The organism is Candidatus Pelagibacter sp. Uisw_137, from assembly GCF_047720245.1.
In the GTDB taxonomy this organism is placed as follows: Bacteria; Pseudomonadota; Alphaproteobacteria; order Pelagibacterales; family Pelagibacteraceae; genus Pelagibacter.
On record NZ_CP159811.1, the window covers coordinates 455,025 to 471,309 of the forward strand.

Here is a 16,285-nt window from a genome sequence, read left to right on the forward strand (position 1 = left end):
TATGTGTGGGATTATAGGAATAGCAAGCAATAAACCAGTATCATCTGCCATTATAAACTCTCTTAAAAAGTTAGAGTATAGGGGTTACGACTCTTCAGGTATTGCAACTTTATCAGATGGTATATTAAATGAAGCTAAATCTGAAGGTAGAGTTGATATTTTAGAAAAAAACCTTGTAGTTAAAAATATGTTAGGTCCAATTGGAATTGGACATGTTAGATGGGCAACCCATGGAATTCCAAATACTATTAATGCACATCCGCATTCATCAGAAAGTGTATCTGTAGTACATAATGGTATTATTGAAAACTCTACTATTTTAAAAAAATATTTAATAAACAAGGGCCATGTATTTAAATCTCAGACAGATACAGAGGTAATTGTTCATTTAATTACAGAGTACTTAAAAGAACTTAATTTAAAGGATGCAATTATTAAAACTCTAAAACAGCTTCATGGAAGCTTTGCTTTAGGAATAATTTTTAAAGATCAGCCTGATCTTATAGTGGGTGCAAGAAGAGGGTCTCCACTTGCAGTTGGTTACGGTCCTAACGAAAATTATTTAGGATCAGACTCTTATGCTTTAAAATCTATGACTAATAAAATTTCGTATTTAAATGATGGAGAATTTTGCATCATTAAAAAAGACCAAGTTGAGTTTTTTGATGAAGAAGGCTTAAAAGTTAATAAAAAAGTTTTAGAATTATCTTCAAAAGAGCAAGATTATGACAAGGGTGATTTTAAACACTTTATGGCTAAAGAAATCGAGGAACAGCCAACAACATTGAAGAACTGTATAAATGAGTATGTTGATAAAATTAACAACGACATCAATATTCATAATTTTCCATGGGATATAAAAGAAATTTCTTCAGTTACTTTAATTGGCTGTGGAACAGCTTACCATTCTTGCTTAATGGCAAAATATTGGTTTGAAGAAAATACTACACTTGATGTAACAATTGATGTTGCATCTGAGTTCAGGTATCGAAAAAATAGATTTAAAAATGATAATTTATATATTTTTGTCTCTCAGTCTGGCGAAACAGCTGACACTTATGCAGCCCTAGATTTATGTAATAAAAATAACATGAAAACTTGTAGTGTGGTTAATGTTATAGAAAGTTCGATTGCAAGAGACTCTAAATTTGTTTTGCCAATTCATTGTGGACCAGAAATTGGTGTAGCCTCTACAAAAGCTTTTATGGGTCAAATGCTAGTTCTTTATATCCTAGTATTAAAACTAGGAATTCTAAGAAAAAATTTAGATAAAGATTTATATTTAAATAAAATTAAAGACTTAAAGATATTACCCAAGTTAGTTGAACAAACTTTGCTTACAGAGAGCAAAATCCAAACAGTCTCTAGTTCATTTACAGATGTAAAAGGTTCGATGTTTTTAGGTAGGGGCTTTTCTTATCCAATTGCATTAGAGGGGGCGTTAAAATTAAAAGAATTAGCATATGTGCATGCTGAAGGGTACCCTGCAGGTGAAATGAAGCATGGTCCTTTAGCTTTAATTGAAGATGGAATGCCAGTAGTTGTTTTAGCTCCAAGAGATAATTATTATAAAAAAACAATTTCTAATATGCAGGAAGTAATAGCAAGAGGTGCTAAAGTTTTATTGATTACCAATAAGAGTAAAGATGAAGTTTTCTCAGAAAATATTTGGGAAACAATATTAGTTGAAAGTGCTAATGATGACTTGTTACCTTTTTTACTAACCGTTCCTTTACAAAAATTGGCTTATTACTCAGCCCTTAAAAAAGGTTATGATATCGATAAGCCTAGAAATTTAGCAAAATCAGTCACAGTTGAATAATAATTAAACTCTGCTACAACACCTCTAGGTTGAATATGAAAAATTGGAAAATAAATAGTTGGAGAAATTATCCTGTAAAACACATTCCGGAGTATCCCGATCAAAAAGATTTTGATGGTGTTTTAAGTAAAATTAAAAATTTTCCTCCATTAGTTTTTGCTGGTGAGACAAGACACTTAAAAGAACAACTTGCAGATGTTGTTGATGGAAAAGCTTTTTTATTACAAGGTGGAGATTGTGCAGAAAGTTTTGCAGAATTTCACCCTGACAATATTAGAGATACATTTAAGTTAATACTTCAAATGTCACTTGTACTTACTTACTCTGCTTCATTACCAGTTATTAAACTTGGAAGAATTGCTGGCCAATTTTCAAAACCAAGAAGTTCTCCTGTTGAAAATATTGATGGTGTTGAATTACCTAGTTATTTAGGAGATAATATTAATGGAATGGAATTTAATGAAAAATCAAGAGTTCCAGACCCAAAAAGACTTTTCAAAGCTTATTCTCAGTCTGCATCTACACTTAACCTTATAAGAGCTTTCTCGCACGGTGGTTTTGCTGACCTTAAAAAAGTACATACTTGGAATTTAAGTTTTATTAAAAAAACACCTGCAGGCAAAAGATTTAAAGAGTTAGAAGACAGAATAACAGATGCCCTAGCATTCATGGATGCATGTGGAATTAATTCTGATTTTAATAGAAGATTAAAAACAGTAAATTTTTGGACTTCGCATGAAGCTTTACTTCTTCCATTTGAGCAAGCTATGACAAGAGTAGATTCTACTACAGGTGAATATCATGATACCTCAGCGCACTTTGTTTGGATTGGAGATAGAACCAGACAATTAGATGGTGGACATGTTGAATTCTGTAGAGGAATTGAAAATCCAATTGGAATTAAATGTGGACCAACATTAAAAGCTGAAGACTTAATAAATCTTTGTAATAAGATTAATCCAACAAATGAAAAAGGTAAAATAACTTTAATTTCTAGATTTGGGCACGAGAATGTTTCTAAATTTTTACCAAAATTAATTAGAGCAATTAAAAAAGAAGGTTTAAATGTAATATGGTCATGTGATCCTTGTCATGGAAATACAATTAAAGCTACAACTGGATTTAAAACAAGACCTTTTAGTAGTGTTGTAAAAGAAGTAAAAAATGTTTTTGAATGCCACCAAAGTGAAGGAAGTTATGCAGGTGGATTACACATTGAAATGACTGGTCAAGACGTTACTGAATGTACAGGTGGTGCTCAGAAAATATCTGATCAAGATTTATCTAGCCGTTACCACACTCATTGTGATCCAAGACTTAACGCTAACCAAGCATTAGAGTTAGCTTTTTTAATTTCTGATGAGATTAAAAAAAATGCGGCATATTCTAAAAAAAATATTAAAGCGGCATCTTAAAGCATTGTATTAAATACAATTTTGTTTAAATTTTAAATAATGAAACCATTAGAAAAAGCACAATTTATAAGTAATTGGATCAAAGATTATGTGGAAAAGATGCCAAGTAAGGCTCAATCTTTAGTTATTGGAATTTCTGGAGGAATAGATTCTTCTGTATCAAGTACCTTAAGTGCAATGACGGGTATAAAAACTATTGTTTTATCAATGCCTATTAAACAAAAATCATCACAGCATGATTTAAGTTTAAAACATCAAGAATGGCTTGTTAAAAATTTTGATAATGTTGAAGCACACACACTAAATTTAAATAAATTATTTGAAACATTTGAGAGTACGTTATCTAATTTTGATAGTGAACTTGGAATGGCAAATTCTAGAGCAAGAATTAGAATGACTACTCTTTATCAAATAGCTGCTGCAAACAAAGGTATTGTAGTTGGTACTGGAAATAAAGTTGAAGATTTTGGTGTTGGATTTTACACAAAATATGGAGATGGTGGAGTGGATATTTCTCCAATTGCAGATTGTAATAAATCAGAAGTATGGGAAATAGGAAAATCAATTAACATCCTCCAAGAGATAATTGATGCTGCTCCAACAGATGGACTATGGGATGATGGCAGAACCGACGAAGGTCAGTTAGGTCTTAAATACGAAGAATTAGAAGAGGCCATGAATAATATTAATTCAATAAATCGTGGAAAATACGAAAAAATAAGAAAGATGAACTTGCATAAAATGGAACCAATCCCAGTTTGCAAGATTCCCAACTAATCTTAAAGATTAACAAATCTATAATTAAAGTATAATTCTAAGATAATGAATAAGGATATTTTTTTAACAAACAATCTAAGTAACAAAAAAGAAAAATTTGTTCCATTAGATAAAGAAAACATTGGAATGTATGTTTGTGGTCCAACAGTTTATGACAACCCACATATTGGTAACGCTAGACCTCTTGTTGTTTTTGATATTTTGTACAAAGTTTTAAAATCAAAATATGGGCATGATAAAATAAATTATACAAGAAATATTACTGATGTTGATGATAAAATAATTAAATCAGCAAAAGAAAAAAATGTTTCAATATCTGAACTAACAAACAGTGTTATTAAAGATTTTAATGATGATTGTAATTATTTAAACTTAGATAACCCAACACAGCAACCAAAAGCTACAGATCATATTGATCTTATGATTAAAATGATATCATCTTTAATAGAAAAAGATTTTGCCTACGAGGCAAACAACCATGTTTATTTTGAAGTCAGTAAATTTGAAGATTATGGAAAACTATCGAATAAAAAATTAGAAGATTTAATTGCAGGATCTAGAGTTGAAGTTTCGGAGAACAAAAAAAAATCAGAAGACTTTGTTTTATGGAAACCCTCTAAAGATGATGAGCCTTCTTGGGATTCACCCTGGGGCAAAGGAAGACCTGGTTGGCATTTGGAATGTTCTGCAATGTCTAAGAAATATTTGGGAGACGTATTTGATATACACGGTGGAGGAATTGATTTGATTTTCCCTCATCATGAAAATGAAATTGCACAATCAAGATGTGCTAATGATACTAAAGTTTTTGCTAATTATTGGATCCATAATGCATTTATTACTATGTCCAATGAAAAAATGGCTAAATCAACTGGCAACATACTTAAGATTAAAGATTTTAAAGATAATGTTGATGGACAAGTTTTAAAACTTGCTCTTATAAGTGCTCACTACAAACAACCATTAGACTGGAACGAAAAGCTCTTAGATGATTGCAAAAACACTATTGATAAATGGTACGAAGTTTATTTACCTGTAAATGATAAGACAGTTTTAGATGAAGATATTTTATCTCCGTTATATGATGATTTGAATACACCTGGCTACATTGCAAATTTACATCAACTTTATGAGAAAGCTTTAAAGGGAAATAATGAGAAGAAAAGCTTATTTGTATTAGCTTGTAATTTTATTGGTATTTTAAATAAAACAAAAGAAGAATGGATTGAATTTAAAAAGAAAAAATCATCCATCAATGAAGATGATATTTTAAAAATGATTGAACTTCGAAATAAAGCAAGAGAAGACAAGAATTATAAAGAGGCTGATATCATTAGAAATAAGCTTTTAGATAAAGGGGTTTTAATAGAAGACAAAGATGGTAAAACAATTTGGAAACTTAAATGAGTAAAGAACAACTTTTTATATTTGATACAACGTTAAGAGATGGTGCACAAACACAAGGTGTAGATTTTTCTATAGACGATAAAATAAAAATTGCCTCAGCATTAGATAATTTAGGTGTTGATTATATTGAAGGCGGATGGCCAGGAGCAAACCCTACAGATACTGAATTTTTTCAGAAAAAACATTCATTTAATAATGCTAAACTAACATCTTTTGGTATGACAAAAAGAACTGGTCGTAGTGCAGATAACGATCCAGGACTATCAGCACTTTTAAATTCAAACACGCCAGCAGTTTGTATTGTGGGAAAGTCTTGGGATTTTCATGTTGATATAGCCCTTGGCATTTCTAATGAAGAAAACTTAGAAAATATAAAAGAGACAGCAAAACATTTTGTTAAAGAGAATAAAGAGTTCATGTTTGATGCAGAACATTTTTTTGATGGCTACAAAGCTAATCAAAATTATGCTTTATCATGCCTTAAAGCAGCATTTGATGAAGGTGCAAGATGGATTGTTTTATGTGATACTAATGGAGGAACCTTACCTCATGAGGTTACAAAAATAGTAACTGAAGTTTCCAAAACTATACCTGGAAAAAATTTAGGCATACATGCACACAACGATACAGGTAATGCAGTTGCTAATTCTTTAGCTGCAGTTTGGGCTGGTGTTAGACAAGTACAAGGAACCATCAATGGTTTAGGTGAAAGATGTGGTAATGCTAATTTAATGTCATTAATTCCAACATTTTTTTTAAAAGATGATTTTTCTTCTAAGTTTCAATTAAAAATTAAACCAGACAATATTAAAAACTTAACCCAATGCTCCAGATTATTAGACGAAATTTTAAACAGAAAACCCAACAAACATCTTCCATACGTTGGTGCTGCTGCTTTTTCCCATAAAGGTGGTCTTCATGTATCAGCTGTTCAAAAAGATCCAAAAACATATGAGCATATTGATCCTGAAGAAGTTGGAAACTCTAGAAATATTGTAGTTTCTGATCAGTCTGGAAAATCTAATATAATTTCAAGATTAAAAACTATTGGTATTGAAATAGAAGAGAGTGATCCTAAAATTAAAAAACTTTTAGACGAAGTGAAAGATAGAGAATTTATTGGTTACAGTTATGACGGTGCTGATGCATCATTTGAATTATTAGCTAGAAGGATTATTGGTAAAATACCAAGATATATATTGATTAAAGAATACGATGTTTCTGTCAAAAAAGATTCATCAGGTGTGATTATTTCTTCTGCTAAAGCACAGCTCGAAGTTGATGGTGAAAAAATTATGTGTACGGGTGAAGGAAATGGTCCTGTTAACGCATTAGATAATGCTATTAGACAAAACGTGGATCGATTAAACAAATACTCAAAATATTTAAAAGATCTTAAATTAGTAGATTATAAAGTTAGAATTTTAAATACAGGTACTGAAGCGATCACTAGAGTTTCAATAGAAAGCACTGATTCAAAAGGTAAAAACTGGTTCACTATTGGTGTCTCAGCAAATATAATTGACGCTTCATTTAAAGCATTGGTTGATAGCTTAGATTATAAATTGTTTAAAGATAAAGCTCCAGCAAGTCTTTAATGTCATTTAATAATATTTCATTTATTTTACATCAACCTCAATTATCTGAAAATATTGGAGCTTGTGCTAGGGCTGTTAAAAACTTTAACTTTAAAAAGTTAGTTATTATTAAACCAAAACCAATTTTCCCAAATGATAAAATTCTAGCAACCTCAGTTGGTGCAAAAGATCTAATTATTAATGCTAAAATACATGAAACATTAGAATCTGCTGTAAAAAAAGTAGATTACGTTATTGCAACGTCTGCAAGGTTTAGAAATAAAAACATTAAACACATCAATCTAGAAGATTTAAAAAAAATTGATTTTAATAAAAAGATAGCTTTTTTATTTGGCTCCGAAGCGTCTGGTTTATCTAATAATGAGATTAGTTATGCTAATTACACTATGCAAATCCCAACTAATCCTGATTTTAAATCTTTAAACCTGTCTCATAGTGTCATTATTATTGCTCATACAGTCGCAAGTATCATTAATCTAAAGGGTGCAAAGTACTCAAAATCAAAAAAAGTAAAAGTAGCTAGTAAGAAAGATATTCAAGCAATGACCAACTTATGCATCAAAAAATTAGAGGAAAAACACTTTTTTAAGCCTTTAGAGAAGAGATCTATCATGCTCGAAAACTTAAGAAGCATCTTTTCTAAAATGGAGCTTTCTGAGAAGGAAACACGTATTTTATCGAGTGTATTCGCAAGCTTGTCCAAAAAAGGTTGATTGACAAAATAATGAGTAAGTTTATAAACCCTCTTATCAAATGACAAAAAGAATAAGCGCTAAACATAAAATAGATAGAAGGTTAAAAATTAACCTATGGGGAAGACCTAAAAGTCCTTTTAATAAAAGAGATTACGGTCCTGGACAACACGGACAAGGCAGAAAAGGAAAACCATCTGATTACGGAATTCAGCTACAAGCTAAGCAAAAATTAAAAGGTTACTACGGTAACATTAACGAAAGACAATTCAGAAATATTTACAAGAAAGCTACCATGTTAAAAGGAGATACTGGTGAAAATTTAATTGGATTACTTGAGAGAAGATTAGATTCAGTAGTTTATAGAGCAAGATTTTCAACAACAGTATTTTCTGCAAGACAACTTATTAACCATGGTCACGTAAGAGTTAATGGTAAAAAAGTTAATATTTCTAGCTATATGGTTAAAGAAGAAGACATAATTGAAATTAGAGATAAATCTAAACAATTAGCTTTCATTGATATCGCTTTAGCAAACAAAGAAAGAGAAACTCCAGAATATATTCATCTAGATGAGAAAAATAAGAAAGTTACTTTCGTTAGAACACCCAAGTTTGACGAAGTTCCTTATCCAGTTGTGATGGAGCCTAATCTGGTAATTGAATATTACTCTAGATAATAAAAATTCATTTTTTAAAATACTTTATTCATTTTTATTATTAAAAATCTAGTAAAATAGCTAAATAATCCAGAGTGAATTATGTATAATTTCAGCATATATTTATCTCATGAAAAAACTTTTTATGAAATTTTAAATGCTACTAGCAAGATATTTAAACAAATTATTCAACAAAGATGGTTTTTTATTAATCGATGCAAATTCAAATAAATATATAATAGGCACACCAAAAAATAATATTCCAATTACAGTTAAGATTTTAGATAAGAAGTTGCATTATAAATTATTTTTTCGTCCAGATTTATATTTTGGTGAAGCTTATTCTAATGGAGATATAAAAATTGAGAACGGAAGTTTGACTGATTTCTTAGATATAGCACTTAAGAATGTAGGAAGAGGTGAGTTAAATTTTTTTAGTATGTTGATAAATAAATTTTATGGTTCTTATAGATATTTAACAAACTTTAATTTTGTAAAAAAATCTAAAATGAACGTTGCTCATCATTATGATATTTCAGATGATTTATACAGCTTATTTTTAGATCCTAAAAAACAATACTCGTGTGGATATTTTAAAAATGAAAATGATACTTTAAAAGATGCTCAAAATAATAAAATACAACACATAATAAAAAAACTAAATATAAAGCCAAATCAAAAAGTTCTTGATATAGGTTGTGGCTGGGGATCTTTAGCTATTGATATTGCAAAAAGTACAAATTGTGAAGTTACTGGAATTACTTTATCTGAAAATCAGTTTAACTATTGTGTTAAAAAGGCTAAAGTGCTTAATTTGGAAAATCAAGTTGTCTTTAAACTAATAGATTACCGCCAGCTAGATGAAAAGTTTGATAGAATTGTAAGTGTTGGAATGTTTGAGCATGTGGGCAGGAAGTTTTATAAAAATTTTTTTAAACAAATTGATAAGTTGCTTAATGATGATGGTATTTCTTTGGTGCATACTATTGGTTCAGTTAATCCTCCTAGAGACCCACATCCATGGATAACTAAGTATATTTTTCCAGGTGGTTACACGCCTAGCCTAAGTGAAGTAGTAACACCTATAGAGAAAGCTGGATTAATTATATCAGATATAGAGGTTCTTAAATTACATTATTCTCATACTCTAAGACACTGGAAAGAAAATTGCATAAAAAACAAAATCCAAATAATCAATATGTTTGATGAAAAATTTTTTAGAATGTGGGAGTTTTATTTAGCTAGTTGTGAAAGTGCTTTTAAATGGGGAGACCAAGTGGTTTATCAATTCCAACTAACAAAAAACTATATCTCAACACCCACTACTAGAGATTATATTTATAAGTAATAGATTATTTCTTAAAATTAATTCCTTTACCCTCAAGTACTTTCTTGAGTTCCCCGTTTTCATACATTTCTTTAACGATGTCACAGCCACCAACAAATTCACCTTTAATGTAAACTTGTGGAATAGTAGGCCAGTCACTAAATTCTTTTATACCTTCTCTTAAAGGTTGAGACTTCTAAAACATTGATTCCCTTATAATTTACTTCTAAAATTTTTAACATGTTTGATACAGCCATAGAAAATCCACACTGAGGAGCATCTGGTGTTCCTTTCATAAATAAACATACTTCGTTTGCATCAATATGACTTTGAATTAAATTTTTTGTGTTATCGTCCATTATTGCTCCTTTGTTTTAATTGCTAATGCGTGTAGTTCGTTGCCCATTTTTCCTTTTAAAGAATTGTACACCATCTTGTGTTGCTCAATTTTGCTTTTTCCAGAAAATTTACTTGAAGTAATTGTTGCTGAGTAGTGATTGCTATCTCCCGCTAAGTCTTGAATTTCTATTATAGCATCTGGCAAAGCTTCTTTAATCAGTGTTTCAATTTCTTTTAAATCCATTGCCATTTTAATTGTCCATGTAGTTAGTTAACCAGTTTGTATGTGATTTAATCAAATCGTCAATTGATATTTTTGTCTTTTCATCAATTATTAAACTATCATCATTTACTGATCCTAGTTCATCAAAATATACTGAGTTTTCTTGAAGTATCTTAGTAACATTTTCTAGATCATCTTTACTAATTTCTACAATATATCTTCCTTGGTCTTCACCAAATAAATATTCAAACTGATTAATTAAGTAATTTGGCTTTTTAAGTGTTACACCTTTTTTACCTTTAATACACATTTTAGAAAGAGCTGTAATTACACCTCCTAAAGAGACATCATGTGCTGACTTAATAAATTTTTTATCAATAAGCTTTAATATTGTTTCACCATTATTCTTTTCATTAAAAAGATTAATTTCAGGAGGAGGTCCATTTTTTTCATTTAAAATATCTCTTGCAAATAAGCTTTGATCCAGGTGACCTTCAGTTTTACCTATAACTAAAAGTATATTATCAACTTTTTTTAAGTCCATTGTAACCATGTTTTGGTAATCTTTAATTAAACCAACACCCCCAATTACAGGAGTAGGTTTAATACCAATATCCTTAGTTTGATTGTAGAAAGAAACATTTCCAGATACAACTGGGAATTCCAAGTAAGCACTTGCTTCGCCTAGACCCTGAACACACTCAACAAACTCACCCATATTTTCTTCATTTTCAGGACTACCAAAATTTAAACAGTTAGTAATAGCAATTGGTTTTGCACCAACTGAAATTAAGTTTCTCCAACTTTCACAAGCAATTTGTTTTCCACCGCTTAAAGGATGAGCCCAACAATATACAGCAGATGAATCAACAGATGCAGCAACAGCTTTATTGGTACCATGAACTCTAACTACACCAGCATCTCCCCCAGGTTTTTGAATAGTATCACCCATAACTGTATGATCGTATTGTTGCCAAATCCATTCTTTGCTACATATGTTTGGATTGGATAATATTTTGTTTAAAACATTTTTAACTTTTAGAGTTTTAAATAGCTCTTTCTCAATTTTAATTCTTTTAGGTAGTTTAGCTTTTTTCCATTTCCGGTTATACATAGGGGAGTTCTCAACTAATGTATTAACAGGAATATCTGCTACTTTTTCTTCATTAAAATAAAGTTCAATTTTTTTACTTTTTGTAGTTTTACCAATTACAGCAAAGTCTAAATTCCATTTATCAAATATTTTTTTAGCCATTACCTCTTTGCCATTCTCTAGAACAATAAGCATTCGTTCTTGGCTTTCTGATAACATAATTTCATAAGGTGTCATGTTTGTTTCTCTACAAGGAACTTTATTTAAATCGATCTCAATTCCTAAATTTCCTTTTGAAGCCATCTCAATACTTGAAGAAGTTAATCCTGCAGCACCCATATCTTGAATGGCTATTATAGAATCTCCTGCCATTAATTCTAAACAGGCTTCCAATAATAGTTTTTCAGCAAAGGGATCTCCAACTTGAACGGTTGGTTTTTTTTCTTCAATCTTATCATCAAAAGAAGCAGACGCCATACTAGCACCATGAATTCCATCTCTTCCTGTTTTTGAACCAACATATATTACAGGCTTTCCTAAACCTGTAGCTTTCGAGTAAAAAATCTTATCTTTTTTGACAAGACCTAAGGTCATGGCATTTACCAAAATATTACCATTATAAGACTCGTCAAAACTAGTTTGGCCAGCAATCGTTGGAACGCCCATGCAATTACCATATCCACCTATACCGTGAACAACGCCACGTAATAAATTTTTAGTTTTTTTGTGCTGAGGTGAGCCAAAATGAATTGAGTTTAAATTAGCTATTGGTCTTGCTCCCATTGTAAATATATCTCTCATAATTCCACCAACACCAGTTGCTGCACCTTGGTAGGGTTCAATAAATGAAGGGTGATTATGACTTTCGATTTTAAACACAATTGCATCATCATCACCAATATCAATAACACCAGCATTCTCTCCAGGTCCTTGAATTATATTTTTTCCTTTAGTAGGTAAGTTTTTAAGATGAAACCTTGAAGATTTATAAGAGCAATGCTCATTCCACATTGCAGAGAAAATACCTAGTTCGGTAATGTTAGGAACTCTTTTTAATAAATCACAGATTTTTTTATATTCATCTTTTTTTAATCCATGATCAATTGCAAGTTGTTCGTTAACTATCATTATTTTAAATTATTAATTAAGTTTTTAAAAAATATTGAACCGTCTTCACCCGATAGGGCAGAGTTTATCATTCTTTCAGGGTGGGGCATCATCCCTATAACATTTTTTTGCTTATTAAATATACCGGCTATATTTTGTAATGAACCGTTGGGATTAGATTGCTCATTAATATTTCCATTTTTATCTGAATAAAATAAAGCTATCTGATCATTATTGTTAATTTCTTTAATTTGCTCCTTAGAGCAAAAGTAATTACCTTCATTATGAGCTATATGAAACTCATAGACGTCTTTTTTATCATCTTTAAAATAAGAGTTATCTTTATTGTTAGCTTTTACAAAAACGTTTTTGCAAATAAATTCTAAGTATTTATTTCTAAGCAAAACTCCTGGCAGTAAACCAGTTTCAACTAAAATTTGAAAACCATTACAGATACCCATAACTTTACCACCACCTTGGGCAAAGTTTATAACAGATTTCATAATTTTTGATTTTGAGGCCATGCTCCCACATCTAAGATAGTCACCATACGAAAAACCACCTGGTAAAACTACTAAATCACTTTTTGGAAGTTCAACATCATCATGCCAAACCATTTTGTTTTTAAAGCCAAATTTTTTTAATGCGACATCTATGTCTCTGTCACAATTAGATCCAGGAAAGGTTATTACGGATGAATGCATTATTTATTATTGTGATCCAATAATTTTAAAGTCTTCTATTACTAAATTTGCTAAAAGTTTTTTACACATCTCTTCAACTTTTGCTTCAGCTTTTTTCTTATCGTTTTCTTTTGTATCAATTTCAAAATATTTGCCTTGCCTTACTTCATTGATACCTTCAAATCCCATACCATCTAATGTTTGGTGAATAACTTTACCTTGTGGGTCTAAAACATCTTTCTTAAGAGTTATAACTACAGATATTTTCATATTATTTTCTTTTTTTAACTGATCTTAATTTTGTAACATTAACAGCACTTAAGTTTGATTGCTCATGAAAAATACCAAGTCTTTTAGCAACCTCAGTGTAAGCAGGTATTAAATCACCCAAGTCTTTACGAAACCTGTCTTTATCAAGTTTTTTATCTGTAACACTGTCCCATAATCTACAAGTGTCGGGACTAATTTCATCAGCTAAAATAACCTCATTTTTTCCATTTTCTTTAAGTCTTCCAAACTCAAGTTTAAAATCAATCAGTTTAATTCCAACACCTCTAAACATACCAATCATAAAGTCATTAATCCTTAGAATCATTTTTTTTACTTTTTCTAATTCAGATTTTGTAGCCCAATCAAAAGCTAATATATGTTCTTCAGCAATAAGTGGATCACCTAAATTGTCATCTTTTAAACAATATTCTAATAGAGGCTGCTTTAAAACTGTTCCGTCTTCAATACCCAGTCTTTTAGTAATAGAGCCTGTTGCAACATTACGAACAATAAATTCAATAGGAATAATCTCTACTAATTTAATAATTTGTTCTCTCATATTTAATCTTTTAATTAGATGATTTTTAATACCAATTTGAGTTAAGTTGGATAAAATATGTTCAGATATTCTATTGTTTAAAACACCTTTACCTTCAATGGTTGATTTCTTTAAGTTATTAAAAGCTGTTGCATCATCTTTAAAATATTGGATAACTATATTTTTATCGGATGTTGCGTAAATTATTTTAGCCTTACCTTCGTATAATTTTTTACCTTTTTTCATTATCTAAAAACTCTTCTAAAGATTAAATCTACATTTTTAAAATGTGATGAATAATTAAATATAGACTTTAATTTTTTTAAAGAAATTTTAGCCATTATAAATTCATCATTTGAAATAACATCAAATAAATTTAGGTTTTCAGCAAAACATTTTTTTGCATAGTTTTGAACCATTTTGTAAGATTGTTCACGACTTAATCCAGTCTTTGTTAATTCCAACATTACTTCTTGTGAGAAAATTAAACCTTTAGTAATATTTAAATTCTCAATCATTTTCTTTGGATAAACAATCATCTTGTCTAAAATGTTACTCAGCCTAGCCAAAGCAAAATCTAAAGTTATGTTAGCATCAGGACCAATATTTCTTTCAACACTTGAATGAGAAATATCTCTTTCATGCCATAGTGCAATATTTTCTAGGGCAGGGATAACTGCACTTCTAACCATTCTTGCAAGTCCCGTTAAGTTTTCACTTAGTATTGGGTTTTTTTTGTGAGGCATTGCTGATGAACCTTTTTGATCTTTTGAAAAAAATTCTTGTACTTCATAAACTTCTGTTCTTTGTAAATGTCTAATTTCAATTGCAACTCTTTCAACTGATCCTGCAATAATTCCAAGAATAGAAAAATAGAAAGCATGCCTATCTCTTGGTATAACTTGAGTTGATATGGGCTCAACTTTTAGTCCAAGTTTCTTAGCAACATGTTTTTCTACATTAGAATTAATATTAGCAAATGTACCAACTGCACCTGAGATTGCACATGTTGAAATTTCATCAATAGCATCAACTAATCTTTTTCTATTTCTTTTAAATTCCTCATAAAATGAAGCAAGTTTTAGACCAAAAGTAATAGGCTCTGCATGGATTCCATGACTTCTACCCATGCAAGGAGTGTACTTATATTTTTTTGCCTGTTTCTTTAAAACTTTTAAAATTTGATCAATATCTCCAAGTAAAATCTTACCTGATTGAACTAATTGAATATTTAAACTGGTATCTAATACATCTGATGATGTCATTCCTTGATGAAGGTATCTTGCTTTAATTCCTGCTTTTTCAGTAACAGATGTTAAAAAAGCAATTACATCATGCTTAACTTTATTCTCGATTTGGTGAATTCTTTTAACGTTAATTTTAGTTTTTTTTCTAACAACAGAGGCCACACCCTTTGGAATTTGACCTAATTTCTCCATGGCTTCAGCGGCTGCAACCTCTACATCAAGCCAAATTTGGTATTTGTTTTCTTCTGACCAAATGTCAGTAAGCTGTTTTCTAGAATATCGTTCAATCATTAATTATAAGTAAGGGGGCTTAGAATAACCTTTAGCAGATTCCGTAAAGATTTCATAACCATTTTCAGTAATACCTAGAGTATGCTCAAATTGTGCTGATAAAGATTTATCTTTTGTAACTGCTGTCCAGCCATCTTTTAACATTTTTACGTCCCATTCACCTGTATTTATCATCGGTTCAATTGTAAAAGTCATACCAGGTCTAAGTTCCATACCTGTATTTTTTCTACCATAATGTAAAATATTTGGTGGTTCATGAAATGTGGTACTAATTCCGTGGCCACAAAAATCTCTCACAACCGAATAACCTTTTTTTTCTACAAAAGATTGTATTTCATAACCAATGTCACCAAGTTTCAATCCTGGTTTTAATAAATTTATCGCTCTCATCATAGACTCGTAAGTAGCATCAATTAAATTGTTAACCTTAACTGGAGTTTTCCCAGCACAAAACATTCTACTAGTATCACCATAATGTTCATCAACTATAGCAGTTACATCAACATTTAATGCATCACCTTCAATTAAAACTCTATCAGAGGGAATACCATGACAAACAACATGATTTAAAGATGTACATAATGATTTTTTAAAACCCCTGTAATAAAGAGGCGCTGAGTATCCACCATTATCTCTTATAAATTCATAACCCAACTTGTCTATAAATTCTGTAGTCACCCCTGGTTTAATATAATCTGAAAGCATATCAAGAGTTCTTGCTGCAAGATTGCCAGCAATTCGCATTTTTTCAAATTTTTCTGAATATTCATTCATATGTAATATCTATTTTGAAATATC

The 16,285-nt window shown here is 30.4% G+C and carries 15 protein-coding genes and 1 pseudogene; 8 read left to right on the forward strand and 8 right to left on the reverse strand.

Annotation, left to right across the window (positions count from 1 at the left end; translation table 11 throughout):
* The first annotated feature begins 1 nt into the window (after position 1).
* The 8 genes from glmS to ABXT61_RS02460 all read left to right on the forward strand — a co-directional run bounded on the left by glmS (position 2) and on the right by ABXT61_RS02460 (position 9,717).
* Positions 2–1,822: a glutamine--fructose-6-phosphate transaminase (isomerizing) gene (gene glmS / locus ABXT61_RS02425; protein WP_415315711.1), complete on the forward strand. Its 1,821-nt coding sequence runs from the start codon at positions 2–4 to the stop codon at positions 1,820–1,822.
* Positions 1,823–1,857: 35 nt separating this feature from the next.
* Positions 1,858–3,237, forward strand: a complete 1,380-nt coding sequence (locus ABXT61_RS02430) for a class II 3-deoxy-7-phosphoheptulonate synthase (RefSeq protein WP_415315712.1) — start codon at positions 1,858–1,860, stop codon at positions 3,235–3,237.
* 39 nt (positions 3,238–3,276) lie between these two features.
* Positions 3,277–4,014, forward strand: coding sequence for an NAD(+) synthase (gene nadE, locus ABXT61_RS02435; RefSeq protein ID WP_415315713.1), 738 nt, complete (start codon positions 3,277–3,279; stop codon positions 4,012–4,014).
* A gap of 45 nt (positions 4,015–4,059) precedes the next feature.
* Positions 4,060–5,421, forward strand: a complete 1,362-nt coding sequence (gene cysS / locus ABXT61_RS02440; RefSeq protein WP_415315714.1) for a cysteine--tRNA ligase — start codon at positions 4,060–4,062, stop codon at positions 5,419–5,421.
* Positions 5,418–7,019 (forward strand): citramalate synthase, encoded by a 1,602-nt coding sequence (cimA, locus tag ABXT61_RS02445; protein ID WP_415315715.1) that lies wholly within the window; start codon positions 5,418–5,420, stop codon positions 7,017–7,019. Before cysS ends, cimA begins: the two co-directional genes overlap by 4 nt.
* Positions 7,019–7,732, forward strand: a complete 714-nt coding sequence (locus ABXT61_RS02450; RefSeq protein WP_415315716.1) for an RNA methyltransferase — start codon at positions 7,019–7,021, stop codon at positions 7,730–7,732. Before cimA ends, ABXT61_RS02450 begins: the two co-directional genes overlap by 1 nt.
* A 40-nt stretch (positions 7,733–7,772) precedes the next feature.
* Complete coding sequence (gene rpsD, locus ABXT61_RS02455) at positions 7,773–8,390, forward strand: 30S ribosomal protein S4 (RefSeq protein WP_415277731.1); 618 nt, start codon at positions 7,773–7,775, stop codon at positions 8,388–8,390.
* Between the two features lie 136 nt (positions 8,391–8,526).
* Positions 8,527–9,717, forward strand: coding sequence for a class I SAM-dependent methyltransferase (locus ABXT61_RS02460; protein ID WP_415315717.1), 1,191 nt, complete (start codon positions 8,527–8,529; stop codon positions 9,715–9,717).
* Positions 9,718–9,721: 4 nt separating this feature from the next.
* On the opposite strand, the pseudogene grxD reads toward ABXT61_RS02460, so the two are convergent.
* The 8 genes and pseudogenes from grxD to map form a co-directional block, all read right to left on the reverse strand.
* Positions 9,722–10,055, reverse strand: a pseudogene (grxD, locus tag ABXT61_RS02465) (Grx4 family monothiol glutaredoxin).
* Positions 10,055–10,285 (reverse strand): BolA/IbaG family iron-sulfur metabolism protein, encoded by a 231-nt coding sequence (locus tag ABXT61_RS02470; RefSeq protein WP_271492586.1) that lies wholly within the window; start codon positions 10,283–10,285, stop codon positions 10,055–10,057. Before ABXT61_RS02470 ends, grxD begins: the two are co-directional and overlap by 1 nt.
* 1 nt (position 10,286) lies before the next feature.
* Positions 10,287–12,479 (reverse strand): phosphoribosylformylglycinamidine synthase subunit PurL, encoded by a 2,193-nt coding sequence (gene purL / locus ABXT61_RS02475; protein WP_415315718.1) that lies wholly within the window; start codon positions 12,477–12,479, stop codon positions 10,287–10,289.
* Positions 12,479–13,162, reverse strand: a complete 684-nt coding sequence (purQ, locus tag ABXT61_RS02480; RefSeq protein ID WP_415315719.1) for a phosphoribosylformylglycinamidine synthase I — start codon at positions 13,160–13,162, stop codon at positions 12,479–12,481. The genes purL and purQ overlap by 1 nt, the downstream gene beginning before the upstream one ends.
* Before the next feature lie 6 nt (positions 13,163–13,168).
* Positions 13,169–13,411 carry a phosphoribosylformylglycinamidine synthase subunit PurS gene (purS, locus tag ABXT61_RS02485; protein ID WP_168606147.1) on the reverse strand — a complete coding sequence of 81 codons (243 nt, stop codon included), beginning with the start codon at positions 13,409–13,411 and terminating at the stop codon, positions 13,169–13,171.
* A gap of 1 nt (position 13,412) precedes the next feature.
* A complete protein-coding gene (purC, locus tag ABXT61_RS02490; RefSeq protein WP_415315720.1) occupies positions 13,413–14,195 on the reverse strand; it encodes a phosphoribosylaminoimidazolesuccinocarboxamide synthase in 783 nt (260 codons plus the stop codon).
* The gene (purB, locus tag ABXT61_RS02495) at positions 14,195–15,487 is read right to left on the reverse strand and encodes an adenylosuccinate lyase (RefSeq protein ID WP_415315721.1); all 1,293 of its coding nucleotides are present in this window, start codon (positions 15,485–15,487) and stop codon (positions 14,195–14,197) included. The genes purC and purB overlap by 1 nt, the downstream gene beginning before the upstream one ends.
* 3 nt (positions 15,488–15,490) lie before the next feature.
* The gene (map, locus tag ABXT61_RS02500; RefSeq protein WP_415315722.1) at positions 15,491–16,261 is read right to left on the reverse strand and encodes a type I methionyl aminopeptidase; all 771 of its coding nucleotides are present in this window, start codon (positions 16,259–16,261) and stop codon (positions 15,491–15,493) included.
* Positions 16,262–16,285 lie beyond the last annotated feature (24 nt).

Coding starts and splice junctions, on each gene's coding strand:
- rpsD (WP_415277731.1), top strand. CDS start 7,773: ATGACAAAAAGAATAAGCGCTAAACATAAAATAGATAGAAGGTTAAAA.
- ABXT61_RS02460 (WP_415315717.1), top strand. CDS start 8,527: ATGCTACTAGCAAGATATTTAAACAAATTATTCAACAAAGATGGTTTT.
- nadE (WP_415315713.1), top strand. CDS start 3,277: ATGAAACCATTAGAAAAAGCACAATTTATAAGTAATTGGATCAAAGAT.
- glmS (WP_415315711.1), top strand. CDS start 2: ATGTGTGGGATTATAGGAATAGCAAGCAATAAACCAGTATCATCTGCC.
- ABXT61_RS02470 (WP_271492586.1), bottom strand. CDS start 10,285: ATGGCAATGGATTTAAAAGAAATTGAAACACTGATTAAAGAAGCTTTG.
- purQ (WP_415315719.1), bottom strand. CDS start 13,162: ATGCATTCATCCGTAATAACCTTTCCTGGATCTAATTGTGACAGAGAC.
- ABXT61_RS02430 (WP_415315712.1), top strand. CDS start 1,858: ATGAAAAATTGGAAAATAAATAGTTGGAGAAATTATCCTGTAAAACAC.
- map (WP_415315722.1), bottom strand. CDS start 16,261: ATGAATGAATATTCAGAAAAATTTGAAAAAATGCGAATTGCTGGCAAT.
- purB (WP_415315721.1), bottom strand. CDS start 15,487: ATGATTGAACGATATTCTAGAAAACAGCTTACTGACATTTGGTCAGAA.
- purS (WP_168606147.1), bottom strand. CDS start 13,411: ATGAAAATATCTGTAGTTATAACTCTTAAGAAAGATGTTTTAGACCCA.
- purC (WP_415315720.1), bottom strand. CDS start 14,195: ATGAAAAAAGGTAAAAAATTATACGAAGGTAAGGCTAAAATAATTTAC.
- cysS (WP_415315714.1), top strand. CDS start 4,060: ATGAATAAGGATATTTTTTTAACAAACAATCTAAGTAACAAAAAAGAA.
- cimA (WP_415315715.1), top strand. CDS start 5,418: ATGAGTAAAGAACAACTTTTTATATTTGATACAACGTTAAGAGATGGT.
- ABXT61_RS02450 (WP_415315716.1), top strand. CDS start 7,019: ATGTCATTTAATAATATTTCATTTATTTTACATCAACCTCAATTATCT.
- purL (WP_415315718.1), bottom strand. CDS start 12,479: ATGATAGTTAACGAACAACTTGCAATTGATCATGGATTAAAAAAAGAT.